Origin of the sequence: Photobacterium salinisoli (assembly GCF_003614885.1) — a bacterium.
Classification (GTDB): Bacteria; Pseudomonadota; Gammaproteobacteria; order Enterobacterales; family Vibrionaceae; genus Photobacterium; species Photobacterium salinisoli.
The window spans coordinates 1,215,228-1,233,058 of record NZ_QZMS01000011.1 but is presented as its reverse complement, the minus strand read 5'-3'; the positions used below and the strand labels follow the sequence as shown (position 1 = coordinate 1,233,058).

The window sequence follows — 17,831 nt, the reverse complement described above, 5'->3', positions numbered from 1 at the left end:
AGTGTCTGACACATTTTTCAATACCATTTTTGACCTTTTTTGTGAGTTTATGCTCACATTTTTCTCATACGTTACACATCCGGGTTACAAAGTGTTGTGAATCAAGCCTTTAACAATTCACTACAAATTCACAACATCAATTCGTGTGATTTTGCACCATACTTGAGCAGTGTGACTTTCGATTCAGACTGGAATCGCTCAGAACACATTGAAAAATAAGCTTTCTATCAATATTTTCCCATTTGACAGATACTCATTCACTGTTAACATAATGTTACCAGATTAACAGGGGCGTATCATGCCAGCGCACACAATCACAATAGAACAATCTGCCCAGGCACCGAGAAAAGTCTTGTTTGAGTTATTAACAGATCATCAGAACCTGGGACGCTTTTTTGATGGTTCTTACCATCTGATCAGAAGCGGTAAACCAAAACCTAACGGAATTGGCGCCATACGCAGGGTCTCCGCTGGCCCTTTTACCTTTGATGAAAAGATCATCGACTATAAAGAAAATGAACACCTGCACTATCGTATAATCAACGGTGGCCCTGTTATTGAGCATGGAGGATGGATTCAGGTACACAGCCTGAATGCTGATACAAGTAACATTCAATACCGCATCAGCTTTTCCCCCAAAATTAAAGGCACCGGCTGGCTGATCAAACTCATACTGGAGAAAAGCATCCGAAAAGCACTGGCTAATCTTGCCCAGCATGGTGAAAGCACATGGAAGTGCTGATACTACTGGCCATCAGCCCGCTGTTTTTTATCTCAATGCTATGGGAGTACAGACGTTTACGCCGGGAAAGCAGCCAGGACTACAACTGGAAAGAACTGGCGTGTAATCTCACCCTGGCAGGTCTTCACCAAGGTGCCGATCTCATCGCAACCTTATTGCTTATGCCTTTTTTCCTCTGGCTTTATCAGTATCGCCTGTTCGATATCCAGATGTCTCCGGCTACTGTCGCACTGGCCTTTGTGCTGCAGGATTTCTGCTACTACTGGTTTCACCGGGCATCTCACCATATCAACTGGTTGTGGGCGTCACACATAGTCCATCATTCATCTCAGCACATGAACTTCACCACAGCTTTCAGACAAAGCCTGACTTATCCTGTGTCGGGTATGTGGCTCTTTTGGCTGCCATTAATATTAATTGGCTACCCTCCTGCAACAGTCCTTCTGGTCGTCTCTGTTAATCTGGGATTCCAGTTTTTTGTCCATACCAGAGTCATCAAACGATTAGGCTGGCTGGAACGCATCTTCAATACCCCGTCTCACCATCGTGTGCATCATGCCCGCAACCCTGAATATATAGATAAGAACTTTGCTGGAGTGCTTATTATCTGGGATAAGCTCTTTGGCACTTTCGTACCTGAAAACGACAGTACCATCATACGCTATGGCGTTCGAGAAGACGTCACCGGCTGGCGGCCGATCCAAGCGACCTTCCATCACTGGCAGCACATTTTCAGTCGTGCACTGGCCCCCAACCTGTCATTAAAATCACGCTTATACTGCCTGTTTGGTCCTCCTGGTCACACCCGATGAACGGCTAACTGGCATTTGTTTGATCCAGATAAAGTAAATGGCAATGAAACAGGATTAATATAGTCACTCTTTTGAACATCATGCTGGAGGGGCTGAGGTGAGACAACCAACTTTGACAACAGAACGTTTGCTGCTGCGTCCATTACAGCTCGCCGATGCAACGCTGATTCAAAAGCTGGCAGGTGAACCTGAAATTGCCCTGGGTACCACGAATGTGCCCTACCCGTATGATTCTGGTATGGCCGGACAATGGATCGGCCGCTCACTAGCCGGTTGGGACAATGGCACACTTGCCATCTTTGCCATAACGCTAAAGGACACAGAGCAATTAATTGGCTGCATAGGATTGCACAATATCAAACAGCACACTGCACAGTTAGGATTCTGGTTAGGTGTTCCATTCTGGGGTCAGGGCTATTGTGCAGAAGCTGCTCGCCGATTAGTCGAATTTGGTTTTTTTGACCTGAAACTCAGCAGAATATTCGCCCAGCACAGGCGCCTCGATCCCAAACCGGGAAAAGTCCTCGAACGCGCCGGGCTTTCCTTTGTCTGCGTTAAGCCTGATGCCACGCGAGTCAACAGAATCACCGAAGATCTCTCTTATTACGAAGCCACTCATCCCAGCCTCGTTGTTATTTGAGCACTTACCGCCAATGACAAGTTCCTACCATAAAACAAAAAATTACCACAGAATTATTCACCTCATTAATAGCCTGCAACGAAATTATCACCCGTAAAATACATTGGTTACTATAATAATGGTGACGGTTAAGTAACGATTAAGTTATGAATCACTATATTCGAAAGGGTAACAGGTGGGGCAGGCATACTATCCAATCAGAAAACAGGAAGTTGTAACCTAAATGGGGTTTACTTATCACAGGAGTGAAATTTTTTGGAAACAGGTAGGTCTAAAAATGAGAGCCCTGTAACAATCTATACCCCTAAGATACTTAGGCACAACCTAATCGATGGCTTTGCCACTGATAGATGAGGTGAATATTATGACTAGCTTTAAAGTACTCACTGCAACCGCTGTACTGCTAATGTCGACATCAGCTCTCGCTGATATTCGTGTGACGGATGCGAATAACGGTGCTTGGGTCACTGTGACCGAAAATGGTCAACCTGCTGCTAACGCATCTGTATCTGTTGCCAATGTACCTCAACAACGTAAAACGTACACCACCGATGATCGTGGTCGTGTATTCATCCCACTGCAGCTGAACTCTTCTCGCTCAGTGAAATTCGAGGCCACTACTGAAAACGGCCAGAAATCATCTCGTTATGCATTTACTGGTTCACGTAAAAACTAAGTACAGTCGCTAAGAAGAAGGCTCCCGAACGGGAGCCTTCTGGTTTTGGCCATACAAAAAACAGAAACTTGAACTTGATGTTAACTCACTGCAACATAAGAAAGACACTTTGAATATAAAATCAAACAAAACAAATAAGAAATCACTGTTACAGGAGAGTAAACAGTCATGGTTGATTTTTCGACAGCTGCAACAAGAAGCGTATTACTGACAGGATCTTCAGAACACGTCAAACGACAAGAATTAAAAACCGCATTTAATGAAACCTGGGCGCTTTACGAGTCCCTTTTTTCCCTGATTAACAACCACTCAGCCTACTTCAAGAAAGCCGAACCTCTCCGGCATCCGCTGATTTTTTATTACGGCCACACAGCGGTCTTTTATATCAATAAGTTAAAGCTCGGAAAATACATAGAAAACAGGATTGCCCCACACTTCGAGTCGATGTTTGCTATTGGTGTTGATGAAATGTCCTGGGACGATCTCAATGACGCCCACTACGACTGGCCAAGCGTTGATGACGTTAAAGCCTACCGCCATCAGGTGAAAGACTTAGTCAACCAGGTCATTGATGACATGCCGCTAACCCTGCCCATTACCGACAAAGATCCAGCATGGATAATTCTGATGGGTATTGAGCATGAACGCATCCACCTTGAAACCTCTTCTGTGATTATGCGCCAACTTCCTGTTGCTGATCTGACGCCGTCTTCTGACTGGGAAGCCTGTCAGGAAGCAGGGCCAGCACCTTCTAATCAACTTATCGCTATGGCCGGCCGTTCGATCACGCTGGGTAAATCTGACGATGCCGATACCTATGGCTGGGACAATGAATACGGTATCCAGCAATATAAAGTGCATGATTTCAAAACCAGCAAATACCTGGTGTCGAACCAGGAGTACCTTGAATTCGTGAAGGATGGCGGGTATCAACAAACAAGATATTGGACGGAAGAAGGCCTGGCCTGGCTGGCCTACACGAAAGCCACCATGCCCAGGTTCTGGCTTGAGCGAGACGGCAGCTTGTTACAGCGTAACCTCACGCAGGAAATTCCACTGCCGCTGAACTGGCCGGTTGAAGTGAATCAACTTGAAGCCAAAGCATTTTGTAACTGGAAAGCCGACAAAAAACAGCAATCCATTCGCCTGCCCACAGAAGCCGAATGGTACATTATGAGACAATGCCTTGATACGGCCTCTCCCTCCTGGCGAGAAGCGCCCGGTAATACCGAACTGGCTTATTATGCTTCGTCATGCCCGGTTGACCGCTTTGAACATAATGGTCTTTGCGACATAGTGGGCAATGTCTGGCAATGGACAGAGTCTGCCATCGACGGCTTCCAGGGGTTTAAAGTCCATCCGTTATACGATGATTTTTCTACCCCTACCTTTGATGGTCAGCACAATCTGATGAAAGGCGGTTCATGGATTTCAACCGGTAATGAGACTATCCCTGAATCTCGCTACGCTTTTCGTCGCCATTTCTATCAGCATGCGGGATTCCGCTATGTCGCCTCTGAGCAGGATCCAGCCAGTATGGAAAATCTGAATATTTATGAAACCAATGAGTTAATCGCACAATACCTGGAATTTCACTATGGTAATGAGTACTTCTCAGTACCTAATTTCTGTGTCAACGGGGTCAAGCAGTGCCTGCAGGAAATTTCATTGCACAGTACGCAACGGGCGCTGGATATTGGCTGCTCCGTCGGCAGAGCCAGCTTTGAACTGGCAAAACGTTTTGATCACGTAGATGGTATAGACTTTTCTGCCCGCTTTATTCAGCAAGCCTATGCCCTGCTTGAGCAGGGGGAGAAACGCTATACCATTCCTACTGAAGGCGATCTGGTTGAGTTCAAAAGTATCACCCTTGACGAATTAGGCTACCAGAACCTGAAAGGCAGTATTCACTTCAGCCAGGGCGATGCCTGTAATCTCAAGCCGCAGTTTACCGACTATGATCTGGTCTACGCCTCTAATCTCATTGACAGACTGGCAGATCCCAAGGCATTTCTTAGCAGCATTGCCAAACGGATTGTACCGGGCGGGTATCTGGTGATTACATCGCCCTACACCTGGTTGGAAGACTATACGCCAAAAGACATGTGGCTGGGGGGAGTCAAGGTTAATGGCGAGAATTTCACCACCTTAGACGGGCTCACTGAAACACTGATACCGCATTTCGAACTGATTGCCGTGAAAGAAATTCCGTTTGTGATCCGCGAGACGAAACGGAAATTCCAGCATACTGTGTCTGAAATGACTATCTGGCGGAAACGTTAACCACAAGCAGAAGTGTCTTGCTGTTCACCTGCCATCCCCAGACCAATACATTTCATTTGGTCTGGGGTAAACTAGCCGCTTTTTGAAGTGAGTACTGGCAAGTGAAAACACCGTGCGTGGCGAAGTGTAAAAATCAGGAAGGGATCTGCATTGGTTGCCTGCGAACCATGAAAGAAATCGGAGAATGGCGATTAATGAATGATGACGCGCACACCCGAGCCATCGCCCAGATCCAGGGGGTTGAAACCACACATAACTGTGAAAGTTGTGGGCAACCGGCTTATTGCGCGATTAAGGATGGCAACAGCCAGTGCTGGTGCTTTGAGCTGGCCAAACGTGATACGAGCAGCCTACCAGAAGGTAAGTGTGTTTGTCGTGCCTGTCTCGCGAGTCTGCCACTGCTGTAAACGGTTAACTGCTACTATTAGAGTGACATTGCCGTACACCTGAGAGTGAAGCTCGCATGAAAAAGTGGCTGCTGTTTATGGTCTTATTTAGCCTTTTGGGCTGCAACCCTCCGCCAAAAGCTGGATTTACTGCCAACGATTTACAACAGGACTGGGTATTATCCAAAATTGATGGCAGAGAGATCACTCAGATAGAAACGCGTACCCCTATCAGCCTGAGCCTGGACAGCCAGTTTAAAGCGACAGGATTCAGTGGCTGCAATCAGTTCATGGGCCTGGCAGAGCTTAAAAACGGTAACCAGTTCCGTATCACATCACTCGTATCCACTAAGATGGCTTGTATCCAGAATGAGGTTGCCACCGTTGAGGCGGTCCTCGTCAGTGCATTGCAGCAGTGGAATACCACGGCACTTGAAAGTAATACCTTATCGCTGACCACTGAGCAGCACGTACTGACTTTCGTTCCCAAAGATCTGTCCGTGCCACTCGATTCAACAACCCCCTGACTGGCAGGTTCAGCACTCCGTCTTGCCGTGCCAGGCCAGATACGCTGAGGCTTTCTCCGGCGTCATGTACTTGCCTAAAGTCTTTTCCGGCACCTGAGTTAAATCCACGACGATCAATCCATCCAGCGCATCGTTGAACTCAGGGTCAACATTAAAGCACACCAGCTTTCCGTTTAACCCCAGATACTGCCGTAATAATACCGGCACACTTTTTCCTGCATCCATCCGTGCAATAACTCTGGAAAGCAGCTGAACGTCAGCCAGTGCCGATAACATATCAGGCTGCCAGAACACCCGCTTATTGCAGGATAAGGGATGTGTCGGTGCCACCAGGCGCGCACTGTTTTCATCGGTATGATGCACAGACATACAGGCGGCAAGCAACTGTCTGGCCTCATGGCTGTACTCATCGCTGATACTGACCGGACCGAACAGGTGAGTATATTCAGGATGCCGGCACACAAAAGCCGATATGCCTTTCCACAGTAGCAATAACGCACTCAAACTGCGCTGATATTCTTCTGCCACCACTGAGCGCCCCAGCTCAATGGAAGCGCCATACTGGCTGATGAAGCGCTCGTCGTAGCGGAACAAGGTGCGGGAATAGAGGCCTTCCAGACCGTGCTTTGCTATCAGTTCATCCGTCAGTCCCAACCGGTATGCGCCGACTATTTTTTCAGCCTGGCGGTCCCAGACAAACAGATGGAGATAGCTCTCATCGAAGCTATCCAGATCGCTCGCTTTTCCTGTCCCTTCTCCCACCGCTCTGAAATTGATTTCGCGGATTCGCCCCAATTCTTTCAATATGGCAGGGATCTGATTGGCACGAGCACAGTAAACATCAAACTCACCGCTGCTCAGCATCCACTCGTCATCACCGAGATTGGCGATATCCTTTCTCAGTAACGATAAAGGGACAGGCGCAGCAATGGGTTCATTTGAAGAGACCATTTTAGGCACATCTGCGAGTGAAGCCGATGCACTTGAAGGGATCAAACCCGCCTGGCTGCCCAGCAAATAGGTATTGAATTTCAGGTAATTAACCAGGTGCTGGTCGTTGCTGATATTTTTCACTTCGCTGAATCGAATGCTGTCACCGATTGCAATCGGAATAGGTGATGCCTGCTTATTCAGCATTTCTCTTCCCAACATCAGGGTACGCAGCATAGGATGAATTTTACCCGCCATATAAAAATGTCGGCTGTTGCGCCCGCCGATAAAAACAGGCACCGTGGTGGCTTTGTGTTTATGGATTAAACGGCTGACCGATTTACTCCACTCTTTGTCGCGAAGCTGCTTAGATTGTCTGTCGTAAGCCGACACTTCACCGGCAGGAAAGACCAGCAGCAATCCGCCATCGCTTAAATGGCGGTTGGCTTCACGCAAGGCTTTGACATTGGCCCGAACCGCGCCTTCCCCTTCAAAGACATCCACACCAATAAACAGTGAATCCAGTTCGGGAACCGTCTTGAGGTAATGATTAGCCAGAATTTTCACGTCCGGCCGGATCCCTCTCAGTATCCGGGCCAGAATAATGCCCTCAGCGCAGCCAAGGGGATGATTAGCCACTACAACAACCGCATCCTGAGCGGGAATATCCTGGCCACTCCCTTTTACAACATGAAAATCTATCCCCAGTACATCAAGGGAATAACGAAGAAACGACTCGGTATCTTGTCCCACAGGCCTGTCAGCATAAAAGCGACTCAGTCTGTGTAACCCTGTCGCCCACTCAGTCAGTTTCTCACCGAACCCAAACGGGGTTTTCCGTGGCAAACGAAAAGGACTTACGGTTTCCATACTGTCTCCATCCGAAGTTGGTGTTCGATACGAGTATGAAAAGAATGTGTGACTCAAACGTGTCAGTTCTGCGGCAGAATGATGAGAGAAATACGTCAGTTTGATGAATAGGCACCAGCTTCACATGCGCAAAATCAGCAGGGCAAAAAACTGAAAGAGTGGCGTTCTTAACATTAAGCCAAAGCAGAGAAAGTAATAACGCTATCTTTCTCTGTATAACTCAAAAGATCATATAACCCCCAAAGGATGGAGGTGGCTGGGAAAGAGGATGAGCTGTTGTGAAAAAACTCATGCTGATACTGGTACTTAACCTGGTGCCATTGTTCATTCTGCTGTTAACCCTCATGCCTGTGCACTGTTCAGTCAGTATGGCAGACTGGATTAACTGGCTGCATCATACCCCACAGGTTTCCCTGCATACCCTTTGCTATTCACCGCAACCCAATAACAGTAACGTTAACGAACACTGACCCCCTCCTCTTTGCACAATTCTGAACTATTCTCTCAATAGGAATCGCAAAAATGTCCTACTGAGCGAAGGCTGCACTACCAGTGACTTAGGCATTACTCAGCCATAACTCAGCGGCTTCATGCGCTGGGGTTCCTCGTTGAATAAAGGAATGCATATTTGGATACTTTGCTTGGAAACATTGGCTACCTGTCAGCCGCAACCGGATTTCTGTTCATTTTTTTGCTGTTGCTGACAACCAGAGAAAAAAGCATGCCAAAAAGGCTGTTACAGCTCACCTGCCTTCTTGGCGCGGCCTGGGCCATAACATCCTTTACTCAATACCGCTACCAGCTCTCTATTTTGCCTGTGCTGCTGTCCGAAAGTTTACTGACACTCGGCTGGTGTCTGCTGGTGTCCAGCAGCTTAACCAACGCCGGGCAAGTGAAAGACATCCTCCGGGAAAAGGCTCCCCGCAGGCTTTGTCTGTTCATCGCGGCCACCGTCATGCTCGAACTGGCACGCTTCATCTGGCCAATACTCAGCCAGCGCACTTTCCTTTTCCTGCACTTATGCCAGGCAATCATCGGCCTGTGGTTTGTGGAATTGTGCTTTCGCCGAACCCACAAAGACGAACGCTGGGCCGTCAAGCCTATTTGTCTGGGACTGGGAGTCTATTTTGCTTACCACTTTGCGCTTTATGCGGATGCCTTTCTCACTAATACTCTGGCTTCCGGTTTCTGGCTCGGCAGAGGCTGGATAGCCCTGATATCCCTGCCTTTCATCCTGCTGACAGCCCGGCGGATTAAACACTGGCAAAGCCGGGTCTACGTCTCGCGGGATATTATTTATCACAGTACGCTGTTACTGGTGGCGGCCGGTTATCTGCTGGTCATGGCGTTCGCCGGTTTCTATATCAAGTCTATGGGAGAAAGCTGGAGCGATACGGTTCAGATTCTGTTTTTTGCCTTAAGTGCACTGGTGCTGGCCAGCCTTTTTCTGTCGGATACGTTTCGCAAAAACATCATGGTCTTTATCACCAAACATTTCTTTGCCAATAAATACGAATACCGTGAGGAGTGGATGCGTTTTGCCACGGCGCTCGAACACCCTGAAGGTACACAATACGACACAGCACTGCGCGCCATGCTTCACCCTTTTGGCTGTCACCGCGGTGTACTAGCTACCAGACAGGGCCCGAACATGAAAGTACGGGCCTGCCACAATATTGACAACCAGCACCCGGATATTCAGCTTTTACTCCGCTGCGCCGCGCTGCCAGCGATTGAGCATCAGTGGATTGTGGATATAGAGGCAGCCCGGCAAGGTACGGAACCCGCCCCCTTCCAGTTAGAGGCAACCGAACTTGCCAATGTGAAGGCATTGTCTTATGTCGTGCCATTGTCGAGCAGCAGCGGAACCCTGGGTGTGTGCCTGCTTTCCAGGCCCACCTCGACAGAAAAAGTCAACTGGGAAGACCGTGATTTGATGAAGGCGATCAGCCGTCAGCTCTCTGTGTATCTCAATGTTTTTGAAACCAATCAGAAACTCGCGGAAAGTCAGCAATTCGATACCTTTAACCGCATGTCTGCCTTTCTGGTCCATGATCTGAAAAACGTGTTAGCGCAACTTCAGCTTCTCAGCAAAAATGCGACAAAACACAGAAATAACCCAGATTTTATCAGCGATGCCTTTGAGACGGTCGATTCGGCGGCTCGCCGGCTGACGAAAGTCCTGAACCAGCTCAATAACAAGCGGGTGGAAAGTCAGTCAGAAGAAGACACAGACATTGAAGCGCTGATCCGACAGGTCTGCGACACCCGCGCCGTCCGAACGCCAGCACCGCAATTACTCACACAGACCAGCTTGCCGTTTACCGTGAAAACCGACAAAGAACGCTTCAGCAACATACTCTCTCATCTGGTTCAGAATGCACAGGAATCCACCAGTGAAAACGGTTATGTGCATGTGTCGACAACACGTACAGATCACTATTACCTGATCACTATCGCTGATAATGGCAGCGGAATGAGCAGCGATTTTATCGAGCACAGATTATTCAAGCCCTTTGATACCACCAAAGGCAACGCAGGCATGGGGATTGGTGCTTATGACGCAAAAAATCTGATTGAACAATTAGGCGGCTATATAGATGTGGCGTCCGAGCCAGACAAAGGGACGACCCTCACGATTCATCTGCCTGTCACAGCCTGATCCACCGGGACAAAGCATTCGCCAGAAAGGAACGAAATATGGATACATTACTTGTCATTGAAGATGATCCGGGTATTCAAAAACAGCTTAAATGGTGCTTTCCACAATACGAAGTTGTCATGGCTGATGACCGAAAATCGGCCATCACGGCATTACGACGGTATGAGCCCAAAGTCATTACCTTGGATCTCGGGCTTCCGCCTGATGAAGCCAATGCTTCAGAAGGGCTGGCGATACTACAGGAAATTCTGGCGTTGGCCCCCGACACCAAAGTCATCGTGATCACCGGCAATGATGACAAAGCCAATGCACTGAAAGCCATTGAGCTGGGCGCGCACGATTTCTATCACAAACCGATTGATGATGACATTCTGGCCGTGATTATCGACCGGGCATTTGTGGTGGCCAAACTGGAATCGGAGAACATCAATCTGCGCCAGTCTTCACTTGAAGCCAATGGATTCATTGGAAACAGCCCGCAAATACAACAAGTTTGCCGAATGATAGAGCGCATCGCCCCCACGGAGATCACCACCCTGATCCTTGGTGAAAGCGGCACCGGCAAAGAAGTGATCGCCCGCGCCATTCACGCGAAAGGGCCACGTGCAGATAAGCCTTTTATCGCTATCAACTGCGCGTCTATTCCGGAACACCTGCTTGAAAGTGAACTGTTTGGATTTGAAAAAGGGGCGTTTACCGGTGCGCACAAAACCACGGCCGGCAAAATCGAATGCGCCGATGGCGGCACGCTGTTCCTCGATGAAATCGGTGACATGCCCTATCCGCTGCAAGCCAAAATACTCCGCTTCCTGCAAGAGAAAGTGATTGAACGTGTCGGTGGCCGCCAGGAAATTCCGGTAGATGTGAAAATCATCTGCGCGACCCACCAGAATCTCGAACAAATGATGACAGATAAAACGTTTCGGGAAGATTTGTTCTACCGTATCAGTGAAATTACCATTCAGAACCCGCCACTGCGCGACCGTGAGCAGGACATTCTCATTCTGGCCCGTTACTTTTTACAGCAGGCCAACCAGCAGTCACCGCGAAAAATCAGCGGCTTCACCGACGATGCTATACGTGCAATGCTCCAGCACAGCTGGCCCGGGAATATCCGTGAACTGCAAAACAAGGTGAAATCCGCGGTGATCATGTCGGATAACAAATTCATCAGCTCGCTCGATCTGGCGCTTCAACCGATAGAAGACGACCTTGAACCCTTGGCACTCAATTTACGTCAGGTCAGAGAAGCGGCTGAAAAACAGGCCATAGCGAAAGCCCTGTCACTCAGTAACGGGAATATGTCTCATACCGCCAACATACTGGGGATTACGCGGCCGACACTGTACTCGCTGATGGATAAGTACACGGTGAAGAATGAGTGACTGGGTTTGATGGTATGTCTGGGTATATCTGGGTATCGTGGTATGTCGTGCTTGAGTTCGGAGGCTCACCTAGCACTGTCTGATGCGTGCCAGGCGAGAATCCACATAACGAGTGCGATTCTAGAGGCTGCGTCAGTATGTCGCGCTTGAGTTCGGTGCTTCTCTCATCATTGTCTGATGCGCGCCAGGCGAGAATCCACATAACGAGTGCGATTCTAAAGGCTGAGTCAGTATGTCGCGCTTGAGTTCGGTGCTTCTCTCATCATTGTCTGATGCGCGCCAGTGACTCTTTGCTGGCACAAACAGTCACCAGAAATGCCTTTGTTTCTCTGGTGTGGTCCGGGTCGGTTGCAGGCGTCCCGGCGCCGACAACCTAAAAATACATCCTTGTATTTTTACCCTGGGGTTGTATCACCAATATACATTCTCATACCGTTATTTCCGCGACAGGCGGAATCCATACAGTGAGCTGACACTATGTATGGTCCACCGATGCTGCTTATGGCAGGTGGTAGCGAGTGCTTCGTCCGCCTGACGCCGACTTTACCAGACACTTGAGTTCAACTAATGCGGCTAAGTGCCGGGTGGCTGTTGGTTTACTCACTTTCGCCACTTTATGGTACTGGCCAGCGCTGATTCCCTGCTCAAAATCACCATCCAGCATGCGGTTAAGCACCTTAACCTGCTCTGATGTGAGACTGGTCTGATCGACTTTCCGCCAGAAATTCGTCTTATAAATGGTTTGATCGATTTCTTTGAGCACCTGTGAGAAGGTTTCATCCAGGATATTGAAAAACCACTGTAACCAGAGAGTAATGTCCAGTTCACCTTTCTGGGTTTGCTCTAATATTGCGTAGTAACTGCTTCGATGAGCAAGTATTGCCACAGACATCGCATAAAAACGCACCGACTGCTGTTCCGCCTGAGCCAGTGCTAAATCTGTAAGTAATCGGGTTATGCGGCCATTCCCGTCATCTAACGGGTGCAGGGCAACAAACCATAAATGTGTAATTGCCGCTCTTAATAAGGGATCAAGGGAAGGATCGGCTTTGGATACATTGAACCACTCAATAAACTGAGTAAGTTCCCCTTCCAGTACTTCCCTACCGGGTGCTTCAAAGTGAACCACAGGGCGATCAATCCTGCCGGAGACAACCTGCATCGGCGCTTCTCCCCTTAACCGACCGCCAATAACGGGGTTGAACATCGTATAGCCTTCGGGAAACAGTCTGTCGTGCCAATGTAAGATGCGCGCCAGGGTTAGCGGAGCGTCTGAATTCTCGACGGCATCGAGCATGATTTCAGCAAATCCGTCAGTCTGCTCTGTGGTCGGAAATGGCTTTTCCTCACTAATCCCCAGCCTATTGGCTAACGATGAGCGAACAGAGAACGCATTGAGTTTATCCCCTTCTATCGCGCTGGAGTGAAGGATATTGGCTAGCAGCGTATCGAGCAGGGTTTGAGTGCTGTCTTGCGACTGACTCATCATCTTGCCCAATAAAATCCCCTGGTTCAGGCGAACCTCTCTGAGACGCGGTTCGATAACGCTTTTATCCCACGTAAAATTCGGCCAGCCGGGTTGTTGCCATATCCACATATGTCACTCCGTGATGCAATAAAACACCTTATTCGAATCAAATTATGATTCATTAAAGAGAGTTAATCGAATCACAGTGTGATTCGAATGGGGTGATTAATCTCGTGATTGTGCTTGGTGGTTATGTCTGGGTTTGATGGTGTGTCTGAGTTTTGTGGTCTGTCGCGCTTGAGTTCTGTGTTTTTCTCAGCACCGTTGGATGCGCGCCAGTTACTCTTTGCTGGCACAACCAGTCACCAGAAATGCCTTTGTTTCTCTGGTGTTGTACGGGTCGGTTGCAGGCGTCCCGGCGCCGATAACCTAAAAGTACATCCCTGTATTTTTACCCTACAACTGTTGGGGGCAAGTAAATGGTAAATTCATTTATGGGCTCTATTAAAACGCTGTACGGATCCTGCTGCTCCGATTCGGGAACGATACCGAGATCAGACAGAAGCTTAAATTTTGCTGACCGCAATTTAGCTGGTTTAACGTCCAGATCTTTATGCCACACGCGATATGTACCTAGTTTTTTGTCTCTTCGATAATAAAACCCTGCCAGAGGGTGCGTAAGATAAACTAGTGCAGACTCAGTATCTGGGAATCCAGGAAAGTCAAATAAACCGGATTCTGATTGAGCTAAATCAACGGATGCCTCAGCCCAACTCGACTGTGTTTCCATATGGTATTTATCGTACAAACCACTTGCTTCATTTAAGGTGCAATCGAAGCTAATTTTTCCTGCATGCCAGGGAAGATTCCATAAATATTTTGGCACAGTTAGTGTCCAAGAATCTAAAACTGTACCCAGGAACCAAACGCAGCGTTCACCTGTTTTGGTATCGATGATATATATTCGATAGTTTGTTTGTCCCATCGTAAATTTAGGGAACAGGAAAACGGCCGAAGTAAAATCAACATCAATAAATGGAACTACTGATATTAACCCCATTTTTTTACCGTTAATATCGACAGTGTCCAATTGGAACCTTTCAGGTAAAATCCCTTGAAACCGCTCAGCCGGAACAGCATAAGTAATAATCGAAAAGTGCTTTAAGCCACAATGTATATCTATGCCCTTTGGCTTTGGTCTATCGATTAAGTAATCTTTTAGCTTTCGCTTTTCTTGCACGATACTTCCTTGAAATTTAAAGAATAATATGGCTCCCTACATCAGGCTTTTCCACACTTGATGCCAGCACCAGAGTTAAATTACCGGAGTTTACCATGCCACCATTTCACTATGGCATTGATGTAGCCAAGCATTGCCTCAGTATCTACGGTGAGGATCATCAAGGCAAGATGGATATCTGTTATAAACCTTGGAACCACTATAAAAATATCATTTCAGGCGGATGTATGTCGCGCTTGAGTCCGGTGATTCACTTGCCATTGTCTGATGCGCACCAGTGACTCTTTGCTGGCACAACCCGTCACCAGAAATGCCTTTGTTTCTCTGGTGTTGTCCGGGCCGATTGTAGGCGTTCCCGACGCCGACAGCCTAAAAATACATCCTTGTATTTTTAGGCTGGGCTGTAGATACATTTACGTTCCAGACTCGTTGCGATAATCCTCATTTTTTCTGAATGCAAAACGCTACCAGCGGTGGCACAGTCAAAGCACCTAGCTTTGCAAATCCATATTAAAGTGCTTGTATTATTTATTGCTGCTTAACGTAAATCAGTTGATTTGTATCAAATCCCCGTTCTGACGACATTTGAATGAATTTTTCCATGACTGCCGGTTCGACAGTTGGCGTTCGCGAAAGTAACCATAGATAGTCGGTATTAGGGCCAGACACAAAAGCGTAACTGTAATTTTTACGATCCAATTCAAACACAACGTAAGAACCATAAAATGGACCAAAAAATGAGACTTTAAGATAACCGTCTGTTGGGCTGTTCACAAAGTAAGCTTTACCTTCCGCCTCTTTCCATTCGTTATCAGCTTCTGAAAAACCCCGATTGATCACCGAAACACCGCCATCTTCGCGCATACTGTACTCAGCCGTTACCTGACTCAGGCCTCTTTCGAATGAATGGTCAAGGCGGGCCACCTCATACCATTTACCCAGATAATTGTTCAGTTCAAACCCCGACACTGGTTTTACTGATTCGGGCATACCCATACAGCCACTAAGCAAAGCTGCACATAAAATTAACAAGGTTATTCTCAAAATGCCTCCAAATACCTAACAGATGACATGGACTACGCCATATCAGGCTTTATCACAATGGGAAAATCTGATCCCGCAATTACCGCAGACCACCATATCACATTCTGTTTATGGTATTCATTTAGCCAGACAGTGCTTCAGTATCCAAGGTGAGTTTCAACAAGGCGAGGTGTTGTTCACAGAGCCACTTAAAAATAACGTCAGTTCTTGCGGATCGGATGCCACGCTTGAGTTCGGTATTTTCACCGGCACAGTTTGAGGCGCGCCAGTGACTCTTTGCTGGCACAAACAGTCACCAGAAAAACCTTTGAGTTTGCTGGTGTGGTCCGGGCCGGTTGCAGGCGAATTACACCCATCCTCTCAGCTTGGCAGCGATGTATGGGGCAAAGAACGTTGTTGCAAGAACGACAGGCCAGATGTTGCCACCTTTGAATGTGTAGGCCTCAAGCAACTCAGACAACAACTTGCCTTGCCAAAGCCCGAACGAAAACTCAAAAACGAGTGTAAGAACAAGCCAACCCGCTCCGACAGTAAAGAGCACGAGAGGCCGACTGATATGCAGCCATGGAAGGGTAAAATACGCCACGCCAATGATTAAAACTGAGAGCAGCAAACCGCTAAGTACGAGCGCGACCGGCATTCCAAATCTGGGTACAAGTACCGATTCACGCAGCACGCCATTGGCAACAGCCAGAGCCAGGATGCCAACCCAAATAACCAGTGCCTTTAAAGCCACTACCGCCGGCATTGCCTGCACCCATAGTACCTAACGAATGACATGGGCTCCCCCTTCAGACTTCGCCAAAACTAGTCAGTCTGATTTAATACTAACCGGAGGCCACCATGTCACTGTCTGTGAATCCTGTAAATCGCTTTGATTTCGTCAAACACGCGCAATACTTTTCATTGCCATGATGTCTGCAATGCGATGTAACCTGACGCTATCGCGGTTGATCATCCAGTCCCCAAGCAGGAGCTGGATGCACTCACTTCCTTAAGGCCCGTAACATCCATGATGTTTTTTCATGTATCCGCATGCGGTCTGAAACTAACGCTGTCGTTGATTCATCGTCTGCAGACTGCGCCAACTTTAAGACCTCTCGTGAGGTTTTCACAACCTGCTCATGCCCTTTCGTTAACAAGTCCACCATTTCTTCTGAACTCGGAACGCCTTCCACTTCCTTGATTGAGCTTAGTCTCGAAAACTCTTTGTAAGTGCCCGGAGCAGCCACATCCAAGGTGCGAATGCGCTCTGCTATATCATCTACAGCTACTGCCAATTCGGTGTAATGTTCTTCGAACATCAGATGTAATTCACGGAACTGGGGTCCGGTCACATTCCAGTGAAAATTATGTGTCTGCAAATACAAGGTATATGAGTCAGCCAAAAGGTGTTTTAAACCTTCCGCGATTTTCTGTCTATCTTCTGTATTTATTCCAATATCAATGCTAGTCATCCTGTTTTCCTCTCTTGGTGTCAAAATTCATCTATGGCATTGATTTAGCCAAACATAACTTTAGTACCAACGGCGAGGATCACCAAGGTGAGGGGGTGATCTACAGGGCCACTTTGAAGGACATCATCTCTTGCGAGTCGGTTGTAGGCGCTCCCGGCGCCGAAAGCGGGAATCCATTCAACGAGTGCGATTTTTAATGGCTGGGTAAGTATGTCGCGCTTGAGTTCTGTGTATCTATCGCCGTGGTGTGACGCGCGCCAGTTACTCTTTGCTGGCACAAACAGTAACCAGAAATGCCTTTGTTTCTCTGGTGTTGTCCGGGCCAGTTGTAGGCGCTCCCGGCGCCGACAACCTAAAAATACATCCATGTATTTTTACCCTGGGGTTGTGTCACCAATATACACTGTCAATCCGTCATTTCCGCGACAGGCGGGAATCCAAACCGCGAGTACGATTTCTAAGGCTGAGTAAGTATGTCGCGCTTGAGTTCGGTGTTTTTCTCAGCATCGTTGGATGCGCGCCAGTTACTCTTTGCTGGCACATACAGTAACCAGAAATGCCTTTGTTTCTCTGGTATTGTCCGGGTCGGTTGTAGGCGCTCCCAGCGCCGACAACCTAAAAATACATCCATGTATTTTTACCCTAAGTTAGAAATAGCTTTTGGTTCATAGCATTACCGAAATTAGGCCCAACACCGCCAACAGCGGCC

General features: G+C 47.9%; 19 protein-coding genes. 11 read left to right on the top strand and 8 right to left on the bottom strand.

Going from position 1 to position 17,831, the window contains the following annotated elements; genetic code table 11:
• Nucleotides 1-298: 298 nt before the first annotated feature.
• The 7 genes from D6M16_RS16880 (at nt 299) to D6M16_RS16850 (ending at nt 6,066) form a co-directional block, all read left to right on the top strand.
• The gene (locus D6M16_RS16880; protein ID WP_120512973.1) at nt 299-742 is read left to right on the top strand and encodes an SRPBCC family protein; all 444 of its coding nucleotides are present in this window, start codon (nt 299-301) and stop codon (nt 740-742) included.
• Nucleotides 730-1,554: a sterol desaturase family protein gene (locus D6M16_RS16875; protein ID WP_120512972.1), complete on the top strand. Its 825-nt coding sequence runs from the start codon at nt 730-732 to the stop codon at nt 1,552-1,554. The genes D6M16_RS16880 and D6M16_RS16875 overlap by 13 nt, the downstream gene beginning before the upstream one ends.
• Before the next feature lie 97 nt (nt 1,555-1,651).
• Nucleotides 1,652-2,194, top strand: coding sequence for a GNAT family N-acetyltransferase (locus D6M16_RS16870; RefSeq protein WP_120512971.1), 543 nt, complete (start codon nt 1,652-1,654; stop codon nt 2,192-2,194).
• 364 nt (nt 2,195-2,558) lie between these two features.
• A complete protein-coding gene (locus D6M16_RS16865) occupies nt 2,559-2,870 on the top strand; it encodes a hypothetical protein (RefSeq protein WP_120513234.1) in 312 nt (103 codons plus the stop codon).
• Between the two features lie 168 nt (nt 2,871-3,038).
• Entirely contained in the window at nt 3,039-5,153 is a 2,115-nt protein-coding gene (gene ovoA, locus D6M16_RS16860) for a 5-histidylcysteine sulfoxide synthase (RefSeq protein ID WP_120512970.1), read from the top strand.
• 116 nt (nt 5,154-5,269) lie between these two features.
• Nucleotides 5,270-5,560: a cysteine-rich CWC family protein gene (locus D6M16_RS16855; protein ID WP_420812252.1), complete on the top strand. Its 291-nt coding sequence runs from the start codon at nt 5,270-5,272 to the stop codon at nt 5,558-5,560.
• 56 nt (nt 5,561-5,616) lie between these two features.
• Complete coding sequence (locus tag D6M16_RS16850; RefSeq protein ID WP_120512968.1) at nt 5,617-6,066, top strand: META domain-containing protein; 450 nt, start codon at nt 5,617-5,619, stop codon at nt 6,064-6,066.
• 9 nt (nt 6,067-6,075) lie between these two features.
• Here the strand turns inward: D6M16_RS16850 and D6M16_RS16845 are convergent, their stop codons facing one another.
• Nucleotides 6,076-7,866 (bottom strand): lysophospholipid acyltransferase family protein, encoded by a 1,791-nt coding sequence (locus tag D6M16_RS16845; RefSeq protein ID WP_120512967.1) that lies wholly within the window; start codon nt 7,864-7,866, stop codon nt 6,076-6,078.
• Between the two features lie 278 nt (nt 7,867-8,144).
• Here D6M16_RS16845 and D6M16_RS16840 point away from each other — a divergent pair, with 278 nt between their 5' ends.
• The 3 genes from D6M16_RS16840 (at nt 8,145) to prsR (ending at nt 11,913) form a co-directional block, all read left to right on the top strand.
• Nucleotides 8,145-8,336 carry a hypothetical protein gene (locus tag D6M16_RS16840; protein WP_120512966.1) on the top strand — a complete coding sequence of 64 codons (192 nt, stop codon included), beginning with the start codon at nt 8,145-8,147 and terminating at the stop codon, nt 8,334-8,336.
• Nucleotides 8,337-8,494: 158 nt separating this feature from the next.
• A complete protein-coding gene (gene prsK, locus D6M16_RS16835) occupies nt 8,495-10,528 on the top strand; it encodes an XrtA/PEP-CTERM system histidine kinase PrsK (RefSeq protein ID WP_120512965.1) in 2,034 nt (677 codons plus the stop codon).
• Between the two features lie 38 nt (nt 10,529-10,566).
• The gene (prsR, locus tag D6M16_RS16830; RefSeq protein WP_120512964.1) at nt 10,567-11,913 is read left to right on the top strand and encodes a PEP-CTERM-box response regulator transcription factor; all 1,347 of its coding nucleotides are present in this window, start codon (nt 10,567-10,569) and stop codon (nt 11,911-11,913) included.
• Between the two features lie 499 nt (nt 11,914-12,412).
• Here prsR and D6M16_RS16825 read toward each other — a convergent pair whose 3' ends face one another.
• Both D6M16_RS16825 and D6M16_RS16820 read right to left on the bottom strand, forming a co-directional pair.
• On the bottom strand, nt 12,413-13,510 hold the full coding sequence (locus D6M16_RS16825; protein WP_120512963.1) for a Fic family protein: 1,098 nt from the start codon (nt 13,508-13,510) through the stop codon (nt 12,413-12,415).
• Nucleotides 13,511-13,832: 322 nt separating this feature from the next.
• Entirely contained in the window at nt 13,833-14,621 is a 789-nt protein-coding gene (locus D6M16_RS16820) for a DUF2071 domain-containing protein (RefSeq protein WP_120512962.1), read from the bottom strand.
• A gap of 95 nt (nt 14,622-14,716) precedes the next feature.
• Here D6M16_RS16820 and D6M16_RS16815 point away from each other — a divergent pair, with 95 nt between their 5' ends.
• Nucleotides 14,717-14,902 (top strand): hypothetical protein, encoded by a 186-nt coding sequence (locus tag D6M16_RS16815; protein WP_120512961.1) that lies wholly within the window; start codon nt 14,717-14,719, stop codon nt 14,900-14,902.
• Between the two features lie 247 nt (nt 14,903-15,149).
• Here D6M16_RS16815 and D6M16_RS16810 read toward each other — a convergent pair whose 3' ends face one another.
• The 5 genes from D6M16_RS16810 to D6M16_RS22310 all read right to left on the bottom strand — a co-directional run bounded on the left by D6M16_RS16810 (nt 15,150) and on the right by D6M16_RS22310 (nt 17,753).
• Entirely contained in the window at nt 15,150-15,665 is a 516-nt protein-coding gene (locus tag D6M16_RS16810) for a lipocalin family protein (protein ID WP_120512960.1), read from the bottom strand.
• A gap of 346 nt (nt 15,666-16,011) precedes the next feature.
• Nucleotides 16,012-16,413 (bottom strand): hypothetical protein, encoded by a 402-nt coding sequence (locus tag D6M16_RS16800; protein WP_120512958.1) that lies wholly within the window; start codon nt 16,411-16,413, stop codon nt 16,012-16,014.
• Nucleotides 16,414-16,651: 238 nt separating this feature from the next.
• Nucleotides 16,652-17,122: a Dps family protein gene (locus D6M16_RS16795; protein ID WP_120512957.1), complete on the bottom strand. Its 471-nt coding sequence runs from the start codon at nt 17,120-17,122 to the stop codon at nt 16,652-16,654.
• 44 nt (nt 17,123-17,166) lie between these two features.
• Nucleotides 17,167-17,490 carry a hypothetical protein gene (locus D6M16_RS16790; RefSeq protein WP_120512956.1) on the bottom strand — a complete coding sequence of 108 codons (324 nt, stop codon included), beginning with the start codon at nt 17,488-17,490 and terminating at the stop codon, nt 17,167-17,169.
• Nucleotides 17,491-17,579: 89 nt separating this feature from the next.
• Entirely contained in the window at nt 17,580-17,753 is a 174-nt protein-coding gene (locus tag D6M16_RS22310) for a hypothetical protein (protein ID WP_162941086.1), read from the bottom strand.
• Nucleotides 17,754-17,831: the final 78 nt, after the last annotated feature.